The organism is Orrella daihaiensis (assembly GCF_022811525.1).
Classification (GTDB): Bacteria; Pseudomonadota; Gammaproteobacteria; order Burkholderiales; family Burkholderiaceae_B; genus Algicoccus; species Algicoccus daihaiensis.
Map to the genome: position 1 here is coordinate 370,820 of NZ_CP063982.1, position 20,299 is coordinate 391,118.

The window sequence follows — 20,299 nt, forward strand, 5'->3', positions numbered from 1 at the left end:
GGAAAGCCCGCTGAAAGTTGTTCAAAAACTTGAAATAATCCCAAATTGGGACTAGAATTCCCCTATGCGAATTGTTTCTGTTTCAACACTGAAAAGTTTCTGGCAAAAGCCGGGACGTAAAGACGCAGAGCAACCTTTGAAAGCGTGGTACGCCGAAGCATGTCGAGCGAGCTGGCAGTCCCCAAACGAAATCAAAGTGCAATTTAAAAACGCTAGCGTCGTCGGGAAAAATCGTGTGGTCTTCAATATTTCTGGAAACAAATATCGTTTAGTTGTCGCATTTGCATATCGGATACAGACTGCGTACATAAAGTTCATCGGAACACACGCAGAGTATGACAAGATAGACGTCACAACCATTGATCAGTCATCGTAGGGGAGGAGAGCCTTATGGAGATTCATCCAATTCGTACCAAGAAAGACTACCGTGCGGCCTTGCGAGAGGTATCTGCCTTAGTTGATCTAGATCCATCACCACGTTCCGAGGAGGGCGAGCGACTTGAAGTGCTGGCAACGCTGGTGGAAGCGTACGAGCGAAAGCACTTTTTTATTGAAGCGCCAGACCCCATTGAAGCGATCAAGTTCCGGATGGAACAATCCGGCCTGTCAACCAAGGATCTTGAGCCTTACATCGGACAATCAAATCGCGTCTATGAGGTGCTCAACCGCAAGAGACCACTCACTTTGCGAATGATCCGCAATCTTCACCGCTGTTTAGGGATTCCGGCGCAGGTATTAATCGCAGAGCCGTTAGCCTAAAAATCAAGAGCAAGTGTCTACGCCGAGTTTACTGCACAGCAGTTAGGTTCACAGCGTGTCAGGAAAACTTCTAAGTCACAGTGATGCCTCAGCCAGAGTGGCCGAGGCATCAGTGAATCGCTCAAGTCTGGTGATAAATCTGCGCCCCTTTCTTGACGAACTCCACGGCCTTTTCCTGCATGCCTTTTTCAAGTGCAGAGGCTTCTGACAAGCCTTGCTTTTGAGCGTACTCACGCACATCTTGCGTGATCTTCATGCTGCAAAAGTGTGGTCCGCACATCGAACAAAAGTGAGCGACTTTCATTGAGTCTTTAGGCAGGGTCTCGTCATGAAAATCTTTGGCCGTATCTGGATCAAGGCCTAGATTGAACTGATCCTCCCAACGGAATTCAAAGCGAGCCTTTGACAAGGCGTTATCACGAATGGCTGCGCCTGGATGTCCTTTGGCGAGATCCGCCGCATGGGCTGCAATCTTATAGGTGATGATCCCGTCCTTCACGTCTTTTTTGTTGGGCAACCCGAGGTGTTCTTTGGGTGTGACATAACAAAGCATGGCCGTGCCGTACCAACCGATGAGTGCAGCACCGATGCCCGATGTGATGTGATCGTAGCCAGGCGCAATGTCGGTCGTCAGCGGCCCGAGCGTATAAAACGGCGCTTCATGGCAATGCTCAAGTTGCAACTCCATGTTCTCTTTGATCATATGCATCGGCACATGACCGGGGCCTTCAATCATGACTTGCACATCATGTTTCCAGGCGATCTGGGTCAGCTCCCCGAGGGTCTTGAGCTCAGCAAATTGGGCTTCGTCGTTGGCGTCGTAGGTCGAACCTGGACGCAAGCCATCACCGAGTGAGAAGCTGACGTCATACGCTTTCATGATCTCGCAAATCTCTTCGAAGTGCTCGTACAGAAAGCTTTCTTTGTGATGGGCCAGACACCACTTGGCCATGATCGAACCGCCGCGTGAGACGATGCCGGTCATGCGGTCGGCCGTCATCGGGATGAAAGGCAAGCGAACACCGGCATGAATGGTGAAATAGTCCACGCCTTGTTCGGCTTGTTCGATCAGGGTGTCTTTAAAGATCTCCCAGGTCAGTTCCTCGGCTTTGCCGTCGACCTTCTCTAGAGCCTGGTAGATCGGTACGGTGCCGATTGGCACGGGCGAATTGCGGATGATCCATTCGCGGGTTTCATGAATATGTTTACCCGTTGACAAATCCATCACCGTATCACCACCCCAGCGGATGGCCCATGTCATTTTTTCTACTTCTTCACCGATACCGGAACTGACGGCTGAATTGCCAATATTGGCGTTGATCTTCACCAGAAAATTGCGGCCGATGGCCATCGGCTCGATTTCCGGGTGGTTAATGTTAGCCGGGATGATGGCGCGCCCGCGTGCGATCTCGTCACGCACGAATTCCGGTGTGATCTTTCCGGGTAGTGCGGCTCCAAATGACTGACCCGGGTGCTGACGCAACAGGCGTTTGATTAGCTTGTCACCATCAGGTCCGCTTTGACGCACGGATTCAATGTATTGTTCGAGGCGCAGGTTCTCGCGAATCGCCACGTATTCCATTTCCGGCGTGATGATGCCTTGGCGGGCGTAGTGCATTTGGCTGACATTCTTGCCTGATTTGGCGCGCCGAGGCTGACGCTTTAATTCAAACCGCATGGCCTGCAATGCTGGGTCAGCCAAGCGCTTCTGGCCGTACTGACTGCTTGGGCCAGACAGCACTTCAGTATCACCACGCTCTTCGATCCAGTTGGCACGCAATGCTGGCAGACCTTTACGAATATCGATCGATGCATCGGGATCGGTGTACAAACCGCTGGTGTCATAGACTGTGAGTGGTGGATTTTTTTCTCCGCCGAAGGACGTTGGTGTGTCGGATTGTTCGATCTCGCGAAATGGCACTCGGATGTCTGGGCGTGAACCAGTTTCGTAAACCTTGCGTGACTTCGGTAGGGGCGCGACTGCAGCAGCATCAACTTCTGCCGTGGCGGCAAGAAACTTGGGATTGGCATTCATGTGTAGCTCCAAAAAGTGGTTGGAGCCGAGTCGGAAGAAGCCCATCACTGTCGATGGAACACGCTTCCAGCGTCGGCATTATCCGGACTGGTTCGAAGGGACTCTCTCAACCGGGACGTTGATCCCAGTACCCCTGCGTTGCGTGATTAGTATAGGCTGATCGCGTTGCTATGTCGCAGTTTGTCGTGATTTTTGTGCTGGATGTGGCGCCTGTCGCCTCGTCGAATGAGGTATCTGCAGAACGACAGGTGTTGAAGTATGTATGTATACTACGAGGTAATACCTTTTATTGCGAAGTGAAAACATGTCCAAGCCCTACGCAACCGCTAGGCAAATCGCACCCGTGGCTGTGAAACTTGATGCCGACATGAAAAACCGGTTACAGGCGCTCGCGCAGTCGCGCCAGCGCACCACTCACTGGCTACTTAAGGAAGCGGTTGCACAGTTTGTTTATCGCGAAGAGCAACATGAAGCCCTTCGTAGAGATGCTCTCAAGGCATGGGGTGACTATCAGGAAACTGGCCTGCATATCAGCGCCCGAGAGTCCGACGAGTGGCTGGCGCAACTTGAGCAGGGACACGACGTCGCACCACCGAAGCCCCACGTTTAACCATATTCCGGCATCCATGATCCGCTTGATTTGGACACCTGCCGCAACGCAGGACTTGGTTTGTTTGCATGCTTTCTTGAAACAGAAAAATCCAGACGCGGCAAAAAAGGCAATCGCAGCGATTCGGGCTGGCGTTCGGTTCCTTGAGGGGCATCCAGCCATTGGTAGGCGAGTCGAAGGCATGCAGGAGCAGTTTCGGGAGTGGTTCATCGATTTCGGCGGCAGTGGCTATGTGGCGCTGTACCGCACCGAACATGAGTTAACCACGCTGCTCGCGATCAGGCATCAGAAGGAGGCAGGTTATTAAGGCCCTAACGTTACTTTTTAAGAATGAGTTGGGCAGCTCGTTTGGTACCACTGTTGGCCGAGCATTGACGTTATTTGTGTTCGCAGTTGGGCTAACAGGCTGTGGGGCCATCTATGATGCCATCGTGCCGCCACCACCAGACGATCGACAAAATGTGGCGTTTTACTTCGCCCAAGACGAGTATGAACAGGGGCTCGTGATGCGGGCAGCCCGGGGTGGTGAGCCCAAGGTGTACGCGCAGCAAACGCCCATCATCGAAGGCGCTGACATCAAAATGGCTGTCCCCATGAAAGACGCTGCCGGCTACTTTTTTGTGGGAATACAGCTAAATGACAGCGGCTCTCGCAAGCTTGCTCAAGCCACGCCGCAAATGGTCGGTAAACAGTTGGTGTTGGTGGTGGACGATCGTTTGCTTGGAGCAGCTTTGATTGATGGCCCAATCGACAAAGGGATGTTTGCCATGGCGACGTCAGATCGCCATGCTGCATTTATCTTGTCAGACTTGCTTAGCCCGAAGTCAAAGTGAGCCAGTCCAAGTTTTTTAGTTCAACACCACGAGGTTGTCGCGGTGGATGAGTTCGGACTCCGTCATCTCACCGAGGATGTCGGCAATTTGGTTGCTAGGCTTGCCCATGATGCGGCGGGTATCAGACGAAGAGTAATTAATTAGTCCGCGCGCGCACTCTTTGCCGTTAGGGTCGATGCAGGCAACGAGGTCACCGGTTTCGAACACGCCTTCCACGCTACGCACGCCAACAGGCAGCAGGCTTTTACCGTCTAGCGTGAGTGCTTTGACCGCACCGGCATCAAGCAGCAGGCGGCCCCTGAGCCGCAAGTGATCCGCCATCCATTGTTTGCGCGCTGACCAGATCGGTTCGCTCGCGAGCAGTGCCGAGCCAATTGGCTCACCGTCAGCCAAGCGGGTCAATACGTTGGGTTCACGTCCAGAAGCAATAACGGTCGATGCGCCACTTTTAGCGGCGCGTTGGGCCGCCAGCACTTTGGTCAACATCCCACCCTTTCCGATGTGGCTGCCAGCACCGCCGGCCATGGCCACTAGGCTCTGATCATCGGCTTGCGCCCGAGTGATCAAGCGAGCGTTGGGGTTTTGTCGGGGATCCTGGTCATAAAGCCCAGTTTGGTCGGTCAGAATGATCAGCGCATCGGCTTCCACCAGGTTGGCGACCAGAGCGCCAAGCGTGTCGTTGTCACCCACCTTGATTTCGTCGGTGGCTACCGTATCGTTCTCGTTGACGATCGGGACAATGCCGAATTTAAAGAGCGCCAAAAGTGTTGAGCGGGCATTGAGGTAACGCAACCGATCTGCCATGTCTTCGTGGGTTAGCAGGATTTGCGCAGTTCTTAAACCATGCGCAGCAAATGCGCCTTCGTAGGCTTGCGCCAAACCCATTTGACCGACCGCGGCTGCCGCCTGTAGTTCGTGCATTTCGACCGGGCGTCGCTTCCAGCCAAGACGTGCCATCCCTTCGGCAATCGCCCCGCTAGAAACCAGTACGACTTCTTTGCCGGCTTTCCTTAAGGCTGCGATTTGTTCGCACCACTGACCGACAGCCTGCAAGTCCAATCCACGACCATCGTTGGTGACAAGGCTAGAACCAACCTTGACAACTAATCTGGTGCCAGCCTTTATGGGTGACGGTGTTTCGGGCGCCATGCTGAGTTTCTCATCAACCGTTTCTGTTCGGATCAAATCTAGGATCGTCAAACTCGGCTGTACCGTCTGCGATATCCTGTTCTCGCTGTTCGGCAGCTTTGGTTCGATCAAGCATTTCTTGCAGATCATAGATCAGTTGTTGGGTGCCTTCGCCAGTCAGTGCTGAAATGCAATAGACGGGCCCTTGCCATTGACTGCGGGCGATGAAATCATCTCGGGCCTGCTCGGCATCCTGAATCATGTCGAACTTGTTAAGCACGAGCCACCGTGGCTTGGCGTAAAGTTCAGCATCGTATTTCCGAAGCTCGTTCTCGATTGCTTGCATTTCGTTAACGGCAACATCAATGCGGTCTTCATCTGGATTCATTGTAGAGAGATCAACCAGATGCAATAGCACTCTGGTGCGTGACAAGTGCCGCAAGAACAAGTGCCCAAGGCCTGCGCCTTCTGCCGCGCCTTCAATTAGCCCTGGAATGTCTGCCACCACAAAACTCTTTGACGGCGATGTTCGGACGACGCCGAGATTTGGATGCAAGGTGGTGAAGGGATAGTCAGCCACCTTGGGCCGAGCATTGGAGATCTTGCTGATGAGTGTTGATTTGCCGGCGTTAGGCATGCCCAACAAACCGACATCAGCCAAAACTTTGAGTTCGAGGCGTAAGCGCCGTTGCTCGCCTTCTTTGCCGTAAGTGAATTGACGTGGTGCGCGGTTTACGCTGGATTTGAAATGCAGGTTACCCAAACCACCGTCGCCGCCTTTGGCTAGCACTACCGTTTCGCCGTGCTTATCCAAATCAAACAACTGTTCGTTGGTGTCAGCGTCGTAGATCACGGTGCCCACTGGCATGCGCAAGGTGACATCATCTGCACCAGCACCGTACTGGTCTGAGCCACGACCGTTCTCGCCATTGCGCGCGACGTGTTTGCGAGCAAACCGGTAATCAACCAGTGTGTTGATATTGCGGTCAGCCACCGCGATGACGCTGCCGCCTCGGCCACCGTCGCCACCATCTGGTCCACCCTTGGGGATGAACTTCTCGCGCCTGAAGCTTGAGGCACCATTGCCGCCTTTGCCGGCGATGACTTCAATGGTCGCCTCGTCAACGAATTTCATATTTCATTCCAAAAAAACAAAAAGCCCTGCCGCCAACGACAGGGCTTTGTCTGTCGCGCAGGCGGGAGTTATTCCGCGATGATCGACACGGTCGACTTGTTCAGGTGACCTTTGGTTTCGAATTTCACTTTGCCATCTTTCAAAGCAAACAAAGTGTGATCTTTACCAATGCCGACGTTTACGCCGGGGTGGAACTTGGTGCCACGCTGACGAACAATGATTGAACCAGCCGGGATCAGCTGACCGCCGTAGGCTTTAACGCCTAGGCGTTTCGATTCTGAGTCGCGGCCGTTGCGGGTTGAGCCGCCGCCTTTTTTCTGTGCCATTTAAGTACTCCTGATCTTTACCCGATTAAGCCGAAATCGACTCAATACGGATTTCCGTATAGTTTTGGCGATGGCCTTGACGCTTCTGGTAGTGCTTGCGACGACGCATCTTGAAGATCTTGACCTTGTCATGGCGTCCTTGCGCAAGAACTGTTGCCTTGACCACGGCACCGGCGACAACGGGAGCACCAACCTTGATTTGCTCACCTTCACCGACCGACAGCACCTGGTCTAGCGTGATTTCTTGCCCAATGTCTGCCGGTATCTGTTCTATTTTCAGTTTTTGGCCAGCGGCAATGCGATACTGCTTACCACCGGTTTTTATGACCGCGTACATGGGTTAACCTCTTGGTTTAAGGGTAAAAAACGATTCGGCACTTAGCCGAACCCGTGAATATAGCCTATAACTCCTTGAAAGTCAAAAAGAATCTGCTGTGTCAACCTCTATTGCCGAGTTGTTGTCCCCCATTGCTGATGATATGGCGGCAGTCAATGCCGTTATACGCGATCGTCTTAACTCTGAAGTCGTCTTGATTCGTACCATCGGTGACTACATCATTGGTGCTGGCGGCAAGCGCCTGCGGCCTGCGCTTGTGCTCTTGATGGCAAAAAATTTGGGCTATCAAGGTGACAAACAGGCTGTGATGGCTGCTGTGGTGGAGTTCATCCACACAGCCACCCTGTTGCATGACGATGTGGTCGATGATTCCGATCTGCGCCGCGGTAAAAGCACAGCGAACGCGGTGTTTGGCAACCCAGCCAGTGTGTTGGTGGGTGATTATCTTTATTCGCGCGCTTTTGAGATGATGGTCGAGGTCAACAGCATGGACATCATGCGAGTGATGGCTGAGGCGACCACGGTGATTTCTGAGGGAGAAGTGCTGCAGTTACTTAACGTGAATGATCCTGACGTAACTGAGGAGCGCTATCTACAGGTTGTGCGATATAAAACAGCCAAATTATTTGAGGCAGCTGCGTTGGCGGGTGCGATTCTGGCCAACGCCAAACCTGAGCAGCAAACCGCTGCTGCTGCTTACGGTCGTCACTTGGGTACCGCGTTTCAGTTAATTGATGACTTGCTTGACTATTCCGGCAATGCGGAAACGCTTGGTAAAACGGTTGGCGACGATCTGCGCGAAGGCAAGCCGACTCTGCCATTGTTGCGCGTGCTCGAAGTTGGCACTGACGAACAAAAGCAACTAATCCGGCATGCGATTGAGACTGGCGATGGCGATTTTGTAGCCGTGGCTAACGCTATTCATGGCACGGATGCACTGGCTCACACCAGAAAAGCTGCTGAGGCAGAAATCGAACTGGCCATCGAGGCCCTTGCTGACTTGCCTGACAATGAAATCCGCATAGTGCTAACCAAGGTTGCTGGCTTATCGATTGCGAGAGATAACTAGTACGATAGCCAAGTAGTGAAACCTGCTAGAATTTCAGTCTTTCCGGCGATTGCCGGAATCCCGAGATGGTCACAGCCGTCTGCAAATCCGACATCGGGGCGTAGCTCAGCCTGGTAGAGTACTGCGTTCGGGACGCAGGAGTCGGAGGTTCGAATCCTCTCGCCCCGACCAAAATGTCAAAAAAAGTCGTTATAAATCAATAACTTAGACTTTATAAATTATCTTGAGAAATTGCACGGTGTGATACATGGGTGTGTTACAGCGTGTCGGCAAAATCTCTACACTTGAGTCGGAACAGACTTGGCATCTACTACTTCTATCGCAGAACACCTCTGTCACTGACAGAGCAGTTTCCGACTGTCACAAAATTCGTTAGATTGTCACTGTGGACTAAAGAAAAACGAAGAGCAGTCAAACTTGCGAGGTTACTCACCGTCATGTGGGACATGCGAGCACAGCAGTACTTCAAGAGCGAAGAATCATTTCATGCGGCAATGAAACTCTTTCAGGAATATCTGAAGGCGGCATCCACTTATTCTGACTTTGAATCACTGTCTCAACATTTTTTTGACAATCTAGACGACACCACAGGTAACGAAACTGACTTGTTACAAAGGGCGGTGAATTACCACGCATCTATCAAGGTGCAACAGGGAGACAACCCGTACGAAAAACAGATAGATGAACTGAAAAGACTTATAGAGACGCACATTGCGAATCCTGCAGTCCCTGTTGCGACTGCGTCAGGATTGCATGCAGTGGAAGTTGATAGTGCGTTTGACGAATTCATTAAACAGAAGGTCGCAGGTTGGCGAACTGACAGCACCGCCGAGATTTCCTACAGGACTTCTTACTACCCAATCTTCAAGGCAGTGGTTGGCAAAACTTTAACAACGGAGATCACAAAAAAACACATCAATGAATTCATTGCCGTGGTTCTATCACTGCCAGCAAACAAGACAAAGATTGCCACATACAAAGACAAGTCCGTCTTGGATTTTCCAGAGATGAAGATTCCAGACGCACACAAACTAAGTGCAACGTCTCAAGAAAAGTATCTATCAAGAATTGGGATGTTTTTGAAATGGTTGAAAACCAACGATTACACCAACATTGATTTGGCATTGCCTTTAGGGAACGTGAAACTAGGGAAGAAACAGGCAAACGATAGACGAAACATCTATACCAAGTCCGATCTGCGAAAACTTTTCAACAGCGATGTCTACAGACAAGGCAGACATAAGAAGGCATCACATTTCTGGGTGCCATTAATTGGCATCTTCACTGGTGCACGATTGAACGAAATTTGTCAGATGACTACTGACGACATCCATCAAGACCCCGTCACAAAACGTTGGGTCTTTGATGTCAATGCAAACGATGAACAACACTCAAAAAAATCATTGAAACAACCGTATCATGCAAGAATAGTGCCAATACACAAACGGTTGATAGAACTTGGAATTCTTGACTATCACAGGTCACTCAAGACGACAAAACAGAAACGGTTATTTCCCGACCTTCCCTATGTCAGCAATAACAATCGGTACGGTGACAAACTTCAGCGATGGTTCAACCGTACCTACAGAAACGAATGTGGGATAACAACACCCAACACGTCCTTTCACTCATTGAGACACACTGTAATCACGCACTTGGTCAACGACAAGGGCGTAGACCCAAATAAGATTGCAATTGGTTTGGGGCAGACTCCTGTCGGTGGCGTGACTCAGACCGTGTACACGAAAAGACAATCACACGAGTCGTACTTCAAGTACTTTGACCAGATTGATTTCTCTGATGCATTTGATACCAAGGAAATCAGGGGATGGAAGTTTCATGTTTTCAACAATCTCGCCCCCAAGAAAACAACTCCAATCTCTAAACCTATCGAACCTCAGAACACAAAGAAAAAAGTGACACGCAAGACTGCGTCCAAGACATCTAAAAGTGTTCTAAAGTAGTTCTAAAACTTGGTTAGTGTGTCTCACCAGATGCTACACACGAATGATCGGTAAGTGGAATGTGGCGACTTGCCGACAAGCAGAGACCTCTGGCAAAAAAATCTCCGCTCCTCACCACTGTAGGCAGACCCTTTAAGACGTATTAGCGCAATAGTTCCGAACCAAATTTCAGGTACAGTAGGGGACGCGTCGGGACATCAAAGACGACCAGAGGAGCAAGTTCGGAGCACATGCTTCAAACAATCTGTGCTCAACAGGGTCAACCCAAGTTTCTGACATTAATAGATAAAACAAAGTCGTAGATCGGAGTGAACGAAGTTGAAAATGCCAACGGTCATAGATCTTTTCTGCGGGTGCGGAGGCATATCCAAAGGGTTTATGGATGCAGGGTATAAGGTGTTGTTAGGTATCGATAACGATAAAGCATCGTTAGAGACATATCGTCGAAACATCAATGGTGCAAAGGGTTTAGATATAGATCTCTTTGATCCCAAATTCACAGAGACAATAAAACAGTCGATTAATACGCAAGTCGTCGACGTGATTGTTGCAGGACCACCTTGTCAAGGATTCTCGCTTACCGGCACCCGAAAATTCGACGACAAACGCAACACCTTGTATTTGTCTGTCTTTCACGCAGTCAAATCTTTGTCTCCAAAAGCGTTTGTAATCGAAAACGTCAAAGGAATGAAAACCTTATATGGCGGGTCGGTAAAGGAAGAAATAGTCAGGCGATTCACTGCACTCGGGTACAGATTGCCTGAACCACGTATATTGTGTTCGGCAGACTACGGTGTACCCCAAATTAGAGAAAGACTCTTTTTTGTCGGACTACGTGAAGACCTTGGTGAGTATGAATACCCTGTAGCAACACATTGCCCCGATAGTTACGTAACTTGTTTCGATGCTCTGGCAGACTTACCATCTCGCGAGAAAGAATATGGAATGGAAGTAGATGCATACGATACAGCACCACGAACAGACTATCAGAAATACATGCGCAATAAAGCAACACAACTGTATAACCACGTATCAACACGTCACACAGATCTTGTTAAGGAAGTAATTCGGCAGGTTCCAGAAGGTGGTAATTACAAAGATTTGCCACCGGGGGTTGGCACGTCAAGACGATTTAATGAGGCGTGGACGAGGTACCACAGCAAACGACCGTCGAGAACAATCGATACCGGACATCGGAACCACTTTCATTACAAATATGATCGAGTTCCCACTGTGAGAGAGAATGCACGTTTGCAATCATTTCCTGACGATTTCATCTTCATGGGTACACGCACACAACAAAATCGTCAGGTGGGTAATGCCGTACCACCCCTGCTTGCCCAGGCAATCGCGACAAAATTAATGAGATACATAAAATAACTCATTAGCGTACTTTTAATCCATACATTGGCATGACTAATCAAAAAAAACTCTTTCAATATATTGATCTCTTTGCGGGATGTGGTGGACTAAGTGATGGTTTTGAACAAACTCAGAAATACTCGGGAGTAGCGCATATTGAATGGGAAAAACCTGCCGCTGAGACATTAAGAAAACGCTTGAAAACCAGGTGGAATGTGAAGGACGCGGACAAGCGGGTTATGGTGTTTGATATACAGCGGACTGAAGAACTCTTCTCCGGTTGGAGAGATAATCGATTTGGTCAACATCTTGGGTTGAATAGTCTCATCGATCGCGACAGAGGGGTGGATGTAATAATCGGTGGTCCGCCATGTCAGGCATATTCTCTTGCAGGGAGGATTCGAGATAAGAATGGAATGCGAGACGACTACAGAAATTATTTATTTGAAAGTTATCTTGCAATCGTATCGCGGGTGCAACCGGATGTATTCGTCTTTGAGAATGTAGTTGGAATATTGAGCGCAAAACCTGGCGGCACTATGATTGTGGACCGCATAAAAAAATCTTTCAACGATGCCGGATATTTAACTTTAGATGACTTCCGTGATGCAAAGTTTGACCTGGAACAGTTCGGTATTCCTCAAAAACGAAGTCGTGTAATTATTATTGGACTCCGAAAAGAAGCATTCAAAGGTCATAATTTACAAGTTGTATTAAAAAATTTTTATCAAGAATTTTCAAATGAACATCACGTCGAAAAAATAAAATCGGCAAAAGATGCACTGAAGGGATTGACTAAATTTTATCCAAAACCAATAGTTGATTTATTAGGTAAAAAGTTTTCTCATGAACCGAGTGCATCAAGATTTCTGAATCATTCACCTCGTTACCATAACCCCCGCGATATAGAAATATTCAAATTACTTGCGGAGGATATCGCGAGTGGTGATATGAAATACCAAAGTACAACTGCCCTCAAGCGTCTGTATACGGAAAAAACGGGTAAAGAATCGTCCGTACATAAGTATTTTGTCATAAGACCCAACGCGCCAAGCAACACGATCCCTGCACACTTGTACAAGGACGGGTTGAGACATATTCATTGGGACTTTAATCAGGCGCGAAGTATCACAGTGCGTGAGGCAGCGCGTTTACAAACTTTCGACGATGATTTCGAGTTTCTAGGTAGTATGGGCGATCAATATAAAATGATCGGAAATGCAGTGCCACCAAAATTTGCAAGATCGCTCGCTCTTTCGCTGATTAACCTACTTAATCTAAGGCGGTGACGTATGGGACAGTTGTATTATAGGAATCTGTTTGAACATTTCTTTGACCGATATCCAAATAATGCAACCAAGTTCATTGCTGTTTCGGGATACTTGGGTCCTGATCCAATCAAAAAATTGCATGAGTTACCATTCCCTAGTCAGATAGTTTATGGTCTTCAGCGGGAAACTCCCAATTCTGTACTACATGCACAACTAGTCAAAGAGACCACTGGAAAAGTGAGTGTCTACTATCCGGAAATACCATCACACGCAAAGTGTTATCTCTGGATGGAGGGCGATCGCCCAATACGAGGTTTGGTGGGTTCGGCGAATTTCAGCACAAATGGGTTAAGAAACGACTTTAGGGAAACTTTAATAGAAGTCGAGCGCCCAGACCTTCACTCCGTTTTAGGGTACCTAAACTTGCTTCTCGAACGATCGATGATTTGCACTGAGGTACAGTTAGACCAACGACCAACTCAATCTATTTCACAAACAGAACATTGCGATATGGTCTTATACGATCCCCGTACAGGTGAAGTACAGGAAAGTTCGGGATTAAATTGGGGATTCGCAGATGCGCATGTTGCGCCAAACGACGCTTACATTCCAATAAGGGTCAAGCACATAAAGCAATGTCCGAACCTGTTCCAACCAATATTTTTCAATCCAGAAGCAGGTCATAGAAGCAGAAATGAATATGAAAAGGTCGAACTGATATGGGATGATGGAGTTGTAATGCCAGCACTATTTGAAGGATCACAACCGATTGACGGGCGATCTTATCCTAAACAGATCTCTTCTGTTCCAAACAAAAGCATTCTGGGTGAATATATCCGAGACAGAATTGGAAAACAGAGGGTTACTGACACAAAGGACTCGACACAACTAATAACCAGACAAAACCTTGAGAAATATGGGCGAAATTTCGTACGCCTTAGTTTACTTCAACCGGGAGTCTACTATGCCGACTTCTCACCCGACACTATTTCGTTCTAATTGAATGGAACGATAAATTACCTTAAAAATATATTATTCCATAATGATCAAGAGTTTCTTGCTAATCTCGTTCGAAATCACAATGCACATGGTGTAAGAAGAATAGTATCTTTCCGGGAATGTAATGCAACTATTTCAAATAAGTAGTAATCGCTTGGTGTCACTCGAAAGGGACTCTTTCAAGTTAGAGAAAGATATGCAGTCTCTAATCGAAACGAATATGGATACATTGTTTGATTTGGAGTTTGTTAGTTCCGAGTTTGCAATCTCTGAGTTTCGCATAGACTCCTTAGCGTATGATGTACAGAGCAACTCTTTCGTTATCCTCGAATATAAAAAGGGACACAGTTATTCGGTTGTAGATCAGGGTTACTCTTATCTGTCGGTGATGCTGAACAACAAGGCAGAGTTCATACTTGAATATAACGAGAAAACTGGCAAACAACTCAAACGAACTGACATTGATTGGTGATCGGGATTATAAGAGCAATAAAAAATTAACGATATAAATCGAAGTATTAAATTTATTACAAATTGTGGAGGTGCTTAAATTGTACGCATACTTTGCTGGTCTCGCACTGTTATTTGGCGGTACCGTTACATTCAACGCCAGTTTGGGCGCCTTGGATAATACGCCAGTTTTACAGGGTTTCAAATTTTTCGGGGGTTTATTGTTTTTAGTATTGTTTGTCACTGGTTTTTTTCTATATCAATGGTGGGTTCCGCTTGCAGGTATTTTAGTATCATTAGTTTTGTGGATGCTAATTAATACAGTCGCTTTCAGTGTCAAAGGTGAATCGGCATTAATTGCGTTTCGAAGTCATCTTGGAATTGTTCTCGGTACGATCTTGTGCTTGATAGGAATTTTTGAGGGTTAATGTCGTTGTTAAAATATTGACAGGAGTAGCGAATCTCTAATCTGAGCGATAAGTAACAGAAACTGTAAGGATGAACTTTTCAAGTTTACAAACTTAGAAAGTTATAGATAAAATGGTAACTAGAAAATTTATCTTTGTACTCATGATCAACATTACATTGTCGGGACTTGTGCAGGCACAGTGCTTCAGCGATACAATTACATCACCCGTTCCGTTTATGGGAAATAATGACGAAATATTTAAAATTTCTGATGGTAGTCTTTGGCAAGTAAAATATGAATACGAGTATCTTTATGTGTACTATCCAGACATCGTAATTTGTCCCAACGAGGGCATGATGATCATTGACGATACTACCCTCTCAATCATACCGCTAACAAATGGGTACGCAGCGTCAGGTTTTGGAGCAGTTATAGAGTCACAGATTGATGGCGATTTTGAGGGTTGGGAAGGAGATACAATCTACAAACTGATGAATGGACAGATTTGGCAGCAGGTTTCTTATGAGTACGAGTATTCTTACGGTTTTATGCCCAATGTTATTATTTTTCAAAAAAATGGGTCTAATTACATGAAGGTTGACGGAGTCAATTCGATAGTACAGGTACAACAACTTCGCTAGACGCCTCAATTTTGTGTGATGAATCGCTTGCCATTCATCAATAATCCAAGTAGCATTAAAATGGGTTATTTCAATTAACAAATCCGTTCATCATAGTTCGCTTGCCATTCCTCAAGAAACCAAATACCATTAAAATGAGAAATGGAAACTCGATTTACCGCTTGCCCGTTTCTGTCACAATAACAATCAGTTCTTTCTTCGATGCAAGTGTCTTGAGTTTCTGAGTGAATGTTGTAATCTCAGCATTCGTCACATTCGTCTTGGTGTTAGCACTCAACTCAAGAGATAACACGGCATCTTTCTTCAGTCGTTCAAGATCTTTTTGCTGAATCGTCATGCGAAGAACCTGTTTCTGTCATAGTCAGGCATCGTGCGTCTCAGAATTGAACGAACGAAAGTGCCAGTTCGCAGAGAATACGATTTCGCAAGATTCTCATAGTATGTCTTCTCTGATTTTGTGACTCTGAGACGAATCTCTTCATCGAGTTTTTCGTCTGGTGTTGTGGTGATTGGCATGGGTTAGTGGTCTCCAGTGTCGTTGCGATGTAGAAGTATTTATGCAATCACATCACTCGGACTCTTCGTCATCAGAATCATTTACTGACAATTCTGAGACGACACGAGCAATCCACATCAACTCATTCTCAAGAATCGGTATATCGTCAAGTTCTAGTTCATCGTTCATGTATGTAGATACCATCAGTTTTTCTGCAATTGGTCACTACCACGACACGGTAGAACATCTATCGGTCTCATGTATCAGTCTGCAATAATGACTTCTGATAGTCAGGCAAGTGTTTCATCAGCAAGTATCTGGTAAGGGTAGACGGTTTCAGGTGATGTCTCTGTGCGGTCTCATGCAGTTGTTCTTGAAATGACTTTGAGACTCTCAAGTGCAAGTCTTGTGTCAATCGTTCTCTCTTGATCATAGGGTACAGAATCTCCTTTTTGTTGGTTTGTTGGATATTTAGGTGGGTTCAGAAAGTCTGTCTGGAACCCTGTCTGGAGAAGCGCATGGAATCGTGTTCATGTTTCTTCAGAATCAGGGTTCAGGAAAGACTGACTTTGGTACTAGAGTTGACGACACACTTCAATCCCGTTTTCGTCAAAGCGGATGTCACGGACTATTAATTCATCGTTGGGATCTATGTAGACGATCTTTCTAAACAAGTGTTGTGGCGGAGTCGTGTTTTGTTCAATCTCAACAGAAACTGAATAGTGAGGGATTTCATCATATTCAGGTGTGCAGTCGATTTCACTTACAAGTTTATTCTCGAGTGCATCTCGAACAAGATCCTTGACTTCGCTTTCGTCAAGTAAATCAGGGACTAAAAGATTTACCGATTCAGTTACGATGCGTTGAAACTCAACTCGTACAGGTTTTGTGTCTTTATATTTTATATTCATGTTAATTTCCATTAATAATGTGTTTATTTGAATTAGTCATCTATTTCAATTCCAATTTGACGAAGATTTTGTGCAGACTGTTTGAAAAATGCTTTTTCATAGTTCACATCTGAGGGCGATGTCGCAAGGATGAGAAATGTAGACTGAGCATTCTCTAAGTTGGTCACTGATATCTTGATGTGTCGATTCTGCGCAGTGCTGAAGATACAATTAGCATTACGCAACATTCGATACAATCGCTTAAATGTCTTTTTCGTGCGCATAGGTAGGATCAGACTTTAATTTCATGAGTAAATCCTCAGTTATTGCATAATCTAAATGAGCAGAGAAAACAAACGGTAACGATTCAATTGCTGACAAGATTACATGCTCTTCATCTGTAGAATCTTCTATCACATCGTCTCTAAGTTCTTCATCAATAGCAATTTCAATTTTGTAAATACACTTTTTCATTTCAATATTCCTTTGGGTGTTTGATGTGAGATTTCAGTAATCTCATTAATATATATGCCGCAAGTTGTATAAATCCGTAGTAAAAATAGGCAATCATTCGGTCAATTTCATTGATTGCCGGGATGGCAACATTCAGTGGGTATTCAATTTTTCATAGTCAATCGGGTAGTTAAATTTCAGCATTGTCTCTACTCGAAACTGCCAGAGATTCTTGCTTGCATATCTCAACTGCACATCAGGATTCGAAATCTCTTTCAGATCGGTCGTGCATATGAACTGATACGCATTGCACGGATTCTTCTGCTTACTCATAAAGTACGGTTTCAGTGTGTTGATTCCAGAAAGAGAGAGAAGTCGTGCATCAGACTTACCTCTTGCCGCAATAAGACAATGATGATGCAGGGAAGAACAATTACCTGGATGCATCAGGTTTTTGTTCTGGGGGTCACCGTCTTCAATAAACGAAACAGCAATTGGTTGGCAAATTCTGTTCTTGGAATTAATCCGTCTTTCTTGGATTAGACCCGGAACTAGATTTCTTGTATAAAATCTCAAGAAATCATTATTCAAGGAAGAAACATCTCCGGGGATTGGTGTTTTAATCCAAGTAACGGTCAAATGGAAAAGATGGAAGTTATAACGATTCTTAAGAGTTAGAAAATCATTTTGGATCTTATTCCTAATAAAATCAGTTTCTAGCGCTTTTAGCAAGTACTGTTTTGATTTGATTCTGGATTGTTCTAGCATTTCATTCATAATTCAGTTCTCACAGTTAATTACAGAGTCGCATAGTCTTCTCTCTATTACTGTCTGGAGGACTCTAATAATCTCTGGACAATAGAAGTCTCTATTGAGTGATGTCTATTTACTCAATGAACTTCGCAAGTCACAAGAATTCCCAGAGTCCGACTGCGTGTCTGTATTTATGTAAAAATTGTCTACAGACACGTCTATTTTGTCGACGGTCTGTAGGGTGGAATTGAAGAACGACTGATCTAGTATCACGTCATAGTGATAAAGGTTGTCGTCTTCATTTTTTAATGTCCATTAATCGAACGATCGGATTTGCATTAATCCGCTCAGTCGGGCAGGAATTGCTTTTTCACGATTGCATTTCTCGCAGCAAGGGTCATCAGATAACGGATATGCGTTATGTGCTCTTCGTATATCATGAATTTCTGCGTCGCATAGTGAACAAGATAATTGGCACTTATAGGACTCTAGATCATCCTCTTGTGTGATTAACCTGGCGTCACTTTGTGGCGCATGACTTTTAGAGATTTTGTTGCACATTTTCAACTCCTATTTGTTTGAATGACAATTCTGTTATTCGACGTGAATCAGTCAACCGTCATTACATTTTCTATTTTGCTATATGCTATTTTTGTGTCGAGATACTAATTTATCTATGCAATAACTATCCGCTTCTTCAGATAGAATTAATCAATCAATAACTATCCGGTTTAGATTATGAACAACCCGCTTAAAGAGAAAATTCGATATTGGTTCGAGTTTCTTAGACTTGCACACGAATCGCATGATCCAATCGTTAAGACAAATCTAAAGAAGACAGTGGAGTTCTATGCTCCGTGGGATGACTACAGAACACAGAGATTTGACATTTGGTGGAGGAGTCACTCACGCCTATTCAAAGATCCGGTTTCACTCTCAGTACCTAAGGTTGGTGATGTCGTTACGGAAGATGCTTTTTATGTTCGAGTTCCGTTTACTTACGCCCCCTCAACACTCGGAAAGATAGTTGCTGAGATGTACAACAGAGAACTAACACAGAGGCAGATGCGTAAAAAGAAGACGCGAAAAGTCTACGGAGGAACCTATAGTCTTTCCAGAGATGATTATCAGGTTTCTCAGTTCTATTACTATTTGGTCTTTGTCCGAGACGTTTATTTGCCAGTTCTGCGTGGCAACCCTAAAGCAAAAACGGGCGAGTACGTTGCAAGAAGTAAAGACGTGTTTGGGAAATTAAGAAGGAAAACGACCGTGGTAAGGCAGGTCCCGTTTACTAATAGTCAAGCATCCTATGAGTCACTCTCACGACTAGTTAGGCGATATCGGCAACTATCCGAGAAGTTGCTTCGTAATGTGTCAGAGGGATCTTTCCCGGGCGATTACGAAGAAACCTTTATCAAGAATCAAAGTCAGAAACGGGCGGAAGAGATTGCGAAGTTGTATGCCATCAAACCAACTAAACGTAGTCGAGGTACTTCCACGTCCAGATTTGTTAAAAAAATAGATAGAGTCTCGGGAACTGATCCATATGCAGGTGCTTCACGAAAGACTCGCAGTGATAAAGGAAAGAAGCGAGGGTCTTATTCAAAAGGATGAGTTGGATTACGATAAAACGATTCAAATTACCGAATACACAGTTCCAACACCGACACCGCATTCTTTGGCGATTTGCTTGATGCCCATGCCTTTCTGACGCAGAAGTTGAATTGCAGTCTTGAGACCCTCATTCATCTTTGATGGACGACCCAGTTTCTTGCCCTTTGCTTTGGCACGTTGCTGACCTGCAAGAACACGTTCACGAATCAATGAACGTTCAAACTCAGCAAGAGCACCGAAGACAGAGAACATCATGCGACCACTTGGTGAACTCGTATCCATTGCTTGTTGGTGAAAGAACAAATCAATGTTCTTCTGTTGTAGTTCATTCAGAATCTCAACAAGGTGTTGCAGAGACCGACCGAGGCGATCAATTGACCACACCATGACCATGTCAAACTTGCGTTGAGTTGCAGACTTCATCATGTCATTGAGTGCAGGACGATCAGCACGACCTTTCGCCCCTGAGATGCCTTCATCAGTGAACTCTTGAACGATTTCGTAACCACAGCGTCGAGCAACTTCACGCAGTTGTATCAGTTGATTCGTGACCGTCTGTTTGTCAGTAGAGACTCGTGCGTAGATGGCGACTTTTTTCATGATGATTACCTGATTGGTGCTTGAATGTTCATAAAATATGTTCAGAAATTCATGCTATCAGGACCATGGACGCAGTCAAGCAATACTTAGGAACAGTGTGTTTGTGGTGCAACTAGGTGTGATACATTGGTGTGATACATTGCAAAAATTCAAGAAAAAAACCGT

General features: G+C 46.0%; 22 protein-coding genes, 1 tRNA gene and 1 pseudogene. 14 read left to right on the forward strand and 10 right to left on the reverse strand.

From position 1 onward, the window contains the following. Window positions 1-64: 64 nt before the first annotated feature. Entirely contained in the window at window positions 65-376 is a 312-nt protein-coding gene (locus DHf2319_RS01755) for a type II toxin-antitoxin system HigB family toxin (protein WP_243479095.1), read from the forward strand. A gap of 14 nt (window positions 377-390) precedes the next feature. Beyond that, window positions 391-759, forward strand: coding sequence for a helix-turn-helix domain-containing protein (locus DHf2319_RS01760; protein WP_243479096.1), 369 nt, complete (start codon window positions 391-393; stop codon window positions 757-759). Between the two features lie 121 nt (window positions 760-880). On the opposite strand, the gene thiC is transcribed toward DHf2319_RS01760, so the two are convergent. After that, on the reverse strand, window positions 881-2,794 hold the full coding sequence (gene thiC, locus DHf2319_RS01765; RefSeq protein WP_243479097.1) for a phosphomethylpyrimidine synthase ThiC: 1,914 nt from the start codon (window positions 2,792-2,794) through the stop codon (window positions 881-883). 304 nt (window positions 2,795-3,098) lie between these two features. Between thiC and DHf2319_RS01770 the strand changes: the two genes are divergently transcribed. From DHf2319_RS01770 to DHf2319_RS01780, 3 genes are read left to right on the forward strand one after another with little or no spacing between them, the layout of a single operon-like run. Further along, window positions 3,099-3,404: a CopG family ribbon-helix-helix protein gene (locus tag DHf2319_RS01770; protein ID WP_243479098.1), complete on the forward strand. Its 306-nt coding sequence runs from the start codon at window positions 3,099-3,101 to the stop codon at window positions 3,402-3,404. 16 nt (window positions 3,405-3,420) lie between these two features. Beyond that, window positions 3,421-3,711 carry a type II toxin-antitoxin system RelE/ParE family toxin gene (locus DHf2319_RS01775; RefSeq protein ID WP_256462166.1) on the forward strand — a complete coding sequence of 97 codons (291 nt, stop codon included), beginning with the start codon at window positions 3,421-3,423 and terminating at the stop codon, window positions 3,709-3,711. Window positions 3,712-3,739: 28 nt separating this feature from the next. Beyond that, window positions 3,740-4,237 (forward strand): SecDF P1 head subdomain-containing protein, encoded by a 498-nt coding sequence (locus tag DHf2319_RS01780; RefSeq protein ID WP_243479100.1) that lies wholly within the window; start codon window positions 3,740-3,742, stop codon window positions 4,235-4,237. Window positions 4,238-4,252: 15 nt separating this feature from the next. On the opposite strand, the gene proB is transcribed toward DHf2319_RS01780, so the two are convergent. The 4 genes from proB to rplU all read right to left on the reverse strand — a co-directional run bounded on the left by proB (window position 4,253) and on the right by rplU (window position 7,163). Further along, entirely contained in the window at window positions 4,253-5,386 is a 1,134-nt protein-coding gene (gene proB / locus DHf2319_RS01785) for a glutamate 5-kinase (RefSeq protein WP_243479101.1), read from the reverse strand. Between the two features lie 13 nt (window positions 5,387-5,399). After that, window positions 5,400-6,500: a GTPase ObgE gene (gene obgE / locus DHf2319_RS01790; protein WP_243479102.1), complete on the reverse strand. Its 1,101-nt coding sequence runs from the start codon at window positions 6,498-6,500 to the stop codon at window positions 5,400-5,402. Between the two features lie 68 nt (window positions 6,501-6,568). Further along, on the reverse strand, window positions 6,569-6,826 hold the full coding sequence (gene rpmA, locus DHf2319_RS01795) for a 50S ribosomal protein L27 (protein WP_243479103.1): 258 nt from the start codon (window positions 6,824-6,826) through the stop codon (window positions 6,569-6,571). Between the two features lie 25 nt (window positions 6,827-6,851). After that, the gene (gene rplU, locus DHf2319_RS01800; RefSeq protein ID WP_243479104.1) at window positions 6,852-7,163 is read right to left on the reverse strand and encodes a 50S ribosomal protein L21; all 312 of its coding nucleotides are present in this window, start codon (window positions 7,161-7,163) and stop codon (window positions 6,852-6,854) included. 142 nt (window positions 7,164-7,305) lie between these two features. Here rplU and ispB point away from each other — a divergent pair, with 142 nt between their 5' ends. The 8 genes and pseudogenes from ispB (at window position 7,306) to DHf2319_RS01835 (ending at window position 15,328) form a co-directional block, all read left to right on the forward strand. Then, window positions 7,306-8,232, forward strand: a complete 927-nt coding sequence (gene ispB / locus DHf2319_RS01805; protein ID WP_243479965.1) for an octaprenyl diphosphate synthase — start codon at window positions 7,306-7,308, stop codon at window positions 8,230-8,232. A 94-nt stretch (window positions 8,233-8,326) separates the two neighbouring features. Next, a tRNA-Pro gene (locus tag DHf2319_RS01810) sits at window positions 8,327-8,403 on the forward strand. Between the two features lie 92 nt (window positions 8,404-8,495). After that, a pseudogene (locus DHf2319_RS13135) lies at window positions 8,496-8,666 on the forward strand (DUF6538 domain-containing protein); the annotation flags it as partial. 3 nt (window positions 8,667-8,669) lie between these two features. Further along, window positions 8,670-10,196: a site-specific integrase gene (locus tag DHf2319_RS01815; protein ID WP_243479105.1), complete on the forward strand. Its 1,527-nt coding sequence runs from the start codon at window positions 8,670-8,672 to the stop codon at window positions 10,194-10,196. 324 nt (window positions 10,197-10,520) lie between these two features. Continuing rightward, window positions 10,521-11,576 carry a DNA cytosine methyltransferase gene (locus DHf2319_RS01820; RefSeq protein ID WP_243479966.1) on the forward strand — a complete coding sequence of 352 codons (1,056 nt, stop codon included), beginning with the start codon at window positions 10,521-10,523 and terminating at the stop codon, window positions 11,574-11,576. Window positions 11,577-11,608: 32 nt separating this feature from the next. Beyond that, entirely contained in the window at window positions 11,609-12,847 is a 1,239-nt protein-coding gene (locus DHf2319_RS01825) for a DNA cytosine methyltransferase (RefSeq protein ID WP_243479106.1), read from the forward strand. A gap of 3 nt (window positions 12,848-12,850) precedes the next feature. Next, window positions 12,851-13,828, forward strand: coding sequence for a restriction endonuclease PLD domain-containing protein (locus DHf2319_RS01830; RefSeq protein WP_243479107.1), 978 nt, complete (start codon window positions 12,851-12,853; stop codon window positions 13,826-13,828). Window positions 13,829-14,848: 1,020 nt separating this feature from the next. Then, a complete protein-coding gene (locus DHf2319_RS01835; protein WP_243479108.1) occupies window positions 14,849-15,328 on the forward strand; it encodes a hypothetical protein in 480 nt (159 codons plus the stop codon). A 154-nt stretch (window positions 15,329-15,482) separates the two neighbouring features. Here the strand turns inward: DHf2319_RS01835 and DHf2319_RS01840 are convergent, their stop codons facing one another. The 4 genes from DHf2319_RS01840 to DHf2319_RS01855 form a co-directional block, all read right to left on the reverse strand. Next, window positions 15,483-15,665, reverse strand: coding sequence for a hypothetical protein (locus DHf2319_RS01840; RefSeq protein WP_243479109.1), 183 nt, complete (start codon window positions 15,663-15,665; stop codon window positions 15,483-15,485). Window positions 15,666-16,399: 734 nt separating this feature from the next. After that, window positions 16,400-16,735, reverse strand: a complete 336-nt coding sequence (locus tag DHf2319_RS01845; RefSeq protein ID WP_243479110.1) for a hypothetical protein — start codon at window positions 16,733-16,735, stop codon at window positions 16,400-16,402. 240 nt (window positions 16,736-16,975) lie between these two features. Continuing rightward, window positions 16,976-17,188 carry a hypothetical protein gene (locus DHf2319_RS01850; RefSeq protein WP_243479111.1) on the reverse strand — a complete coding sequence of 71 codons (213 nt, stop codon included), beginning with the start codon at window positions 17,186-17,188 and terminating at the stop codon, window positions 16,976-16,978. A 132-nt stretch (window positions 17,189-17,320) separates the two neighbouring features. Continuing rightward, complete coding sequence (locus tag DHf2319_RS01855) at window positions 17,321-17,944, reverse strand: hypothetical protein (RefSeq protein WP_243479112.1); 624 nt, start codon at window positions 17,942-17,944, stop codon at window positions 17,321-17,323. Between the two features lie 714 nt (window positions 17,945-18,658). Here DHf2319_RS01855 and DHf2319_RS01860 point away from each other — a divergent pair. Continuing rightward, on the forward strand, window positions 18,659-19,534 hold the full coding sequence (locus DHf2319_RS01860; protein ID WP_243479113.1) for a hypothetical protein: 876 nt from the start codon (window positions 18,659-18,661) through the stop codon (window positions 19,532-19,534). A 21-nt stretch (window positions 19,535-19,555) separates the two neighbouring features. On the opposite strand, the gene DHf2319_RS01865 is transcribed toward DHf2319_RS01860, so the two are convergent. Continuing rightward, window positions 19,556-20,134 carry a recombinase family protein gene (locus DHf2319_RS01865; RefSeq protein WP_243479114.1) on the reverse strand — a complete coding sequence of 193 codons (579 nt, stop codon included), beginning with the start codon at window positions 20,132-20,134 and terminating at the stop codon, window positions 19,556-19,558. Between the last annotated feature and the right edge of the window lie 165 nt (window positions 20,135-20,299).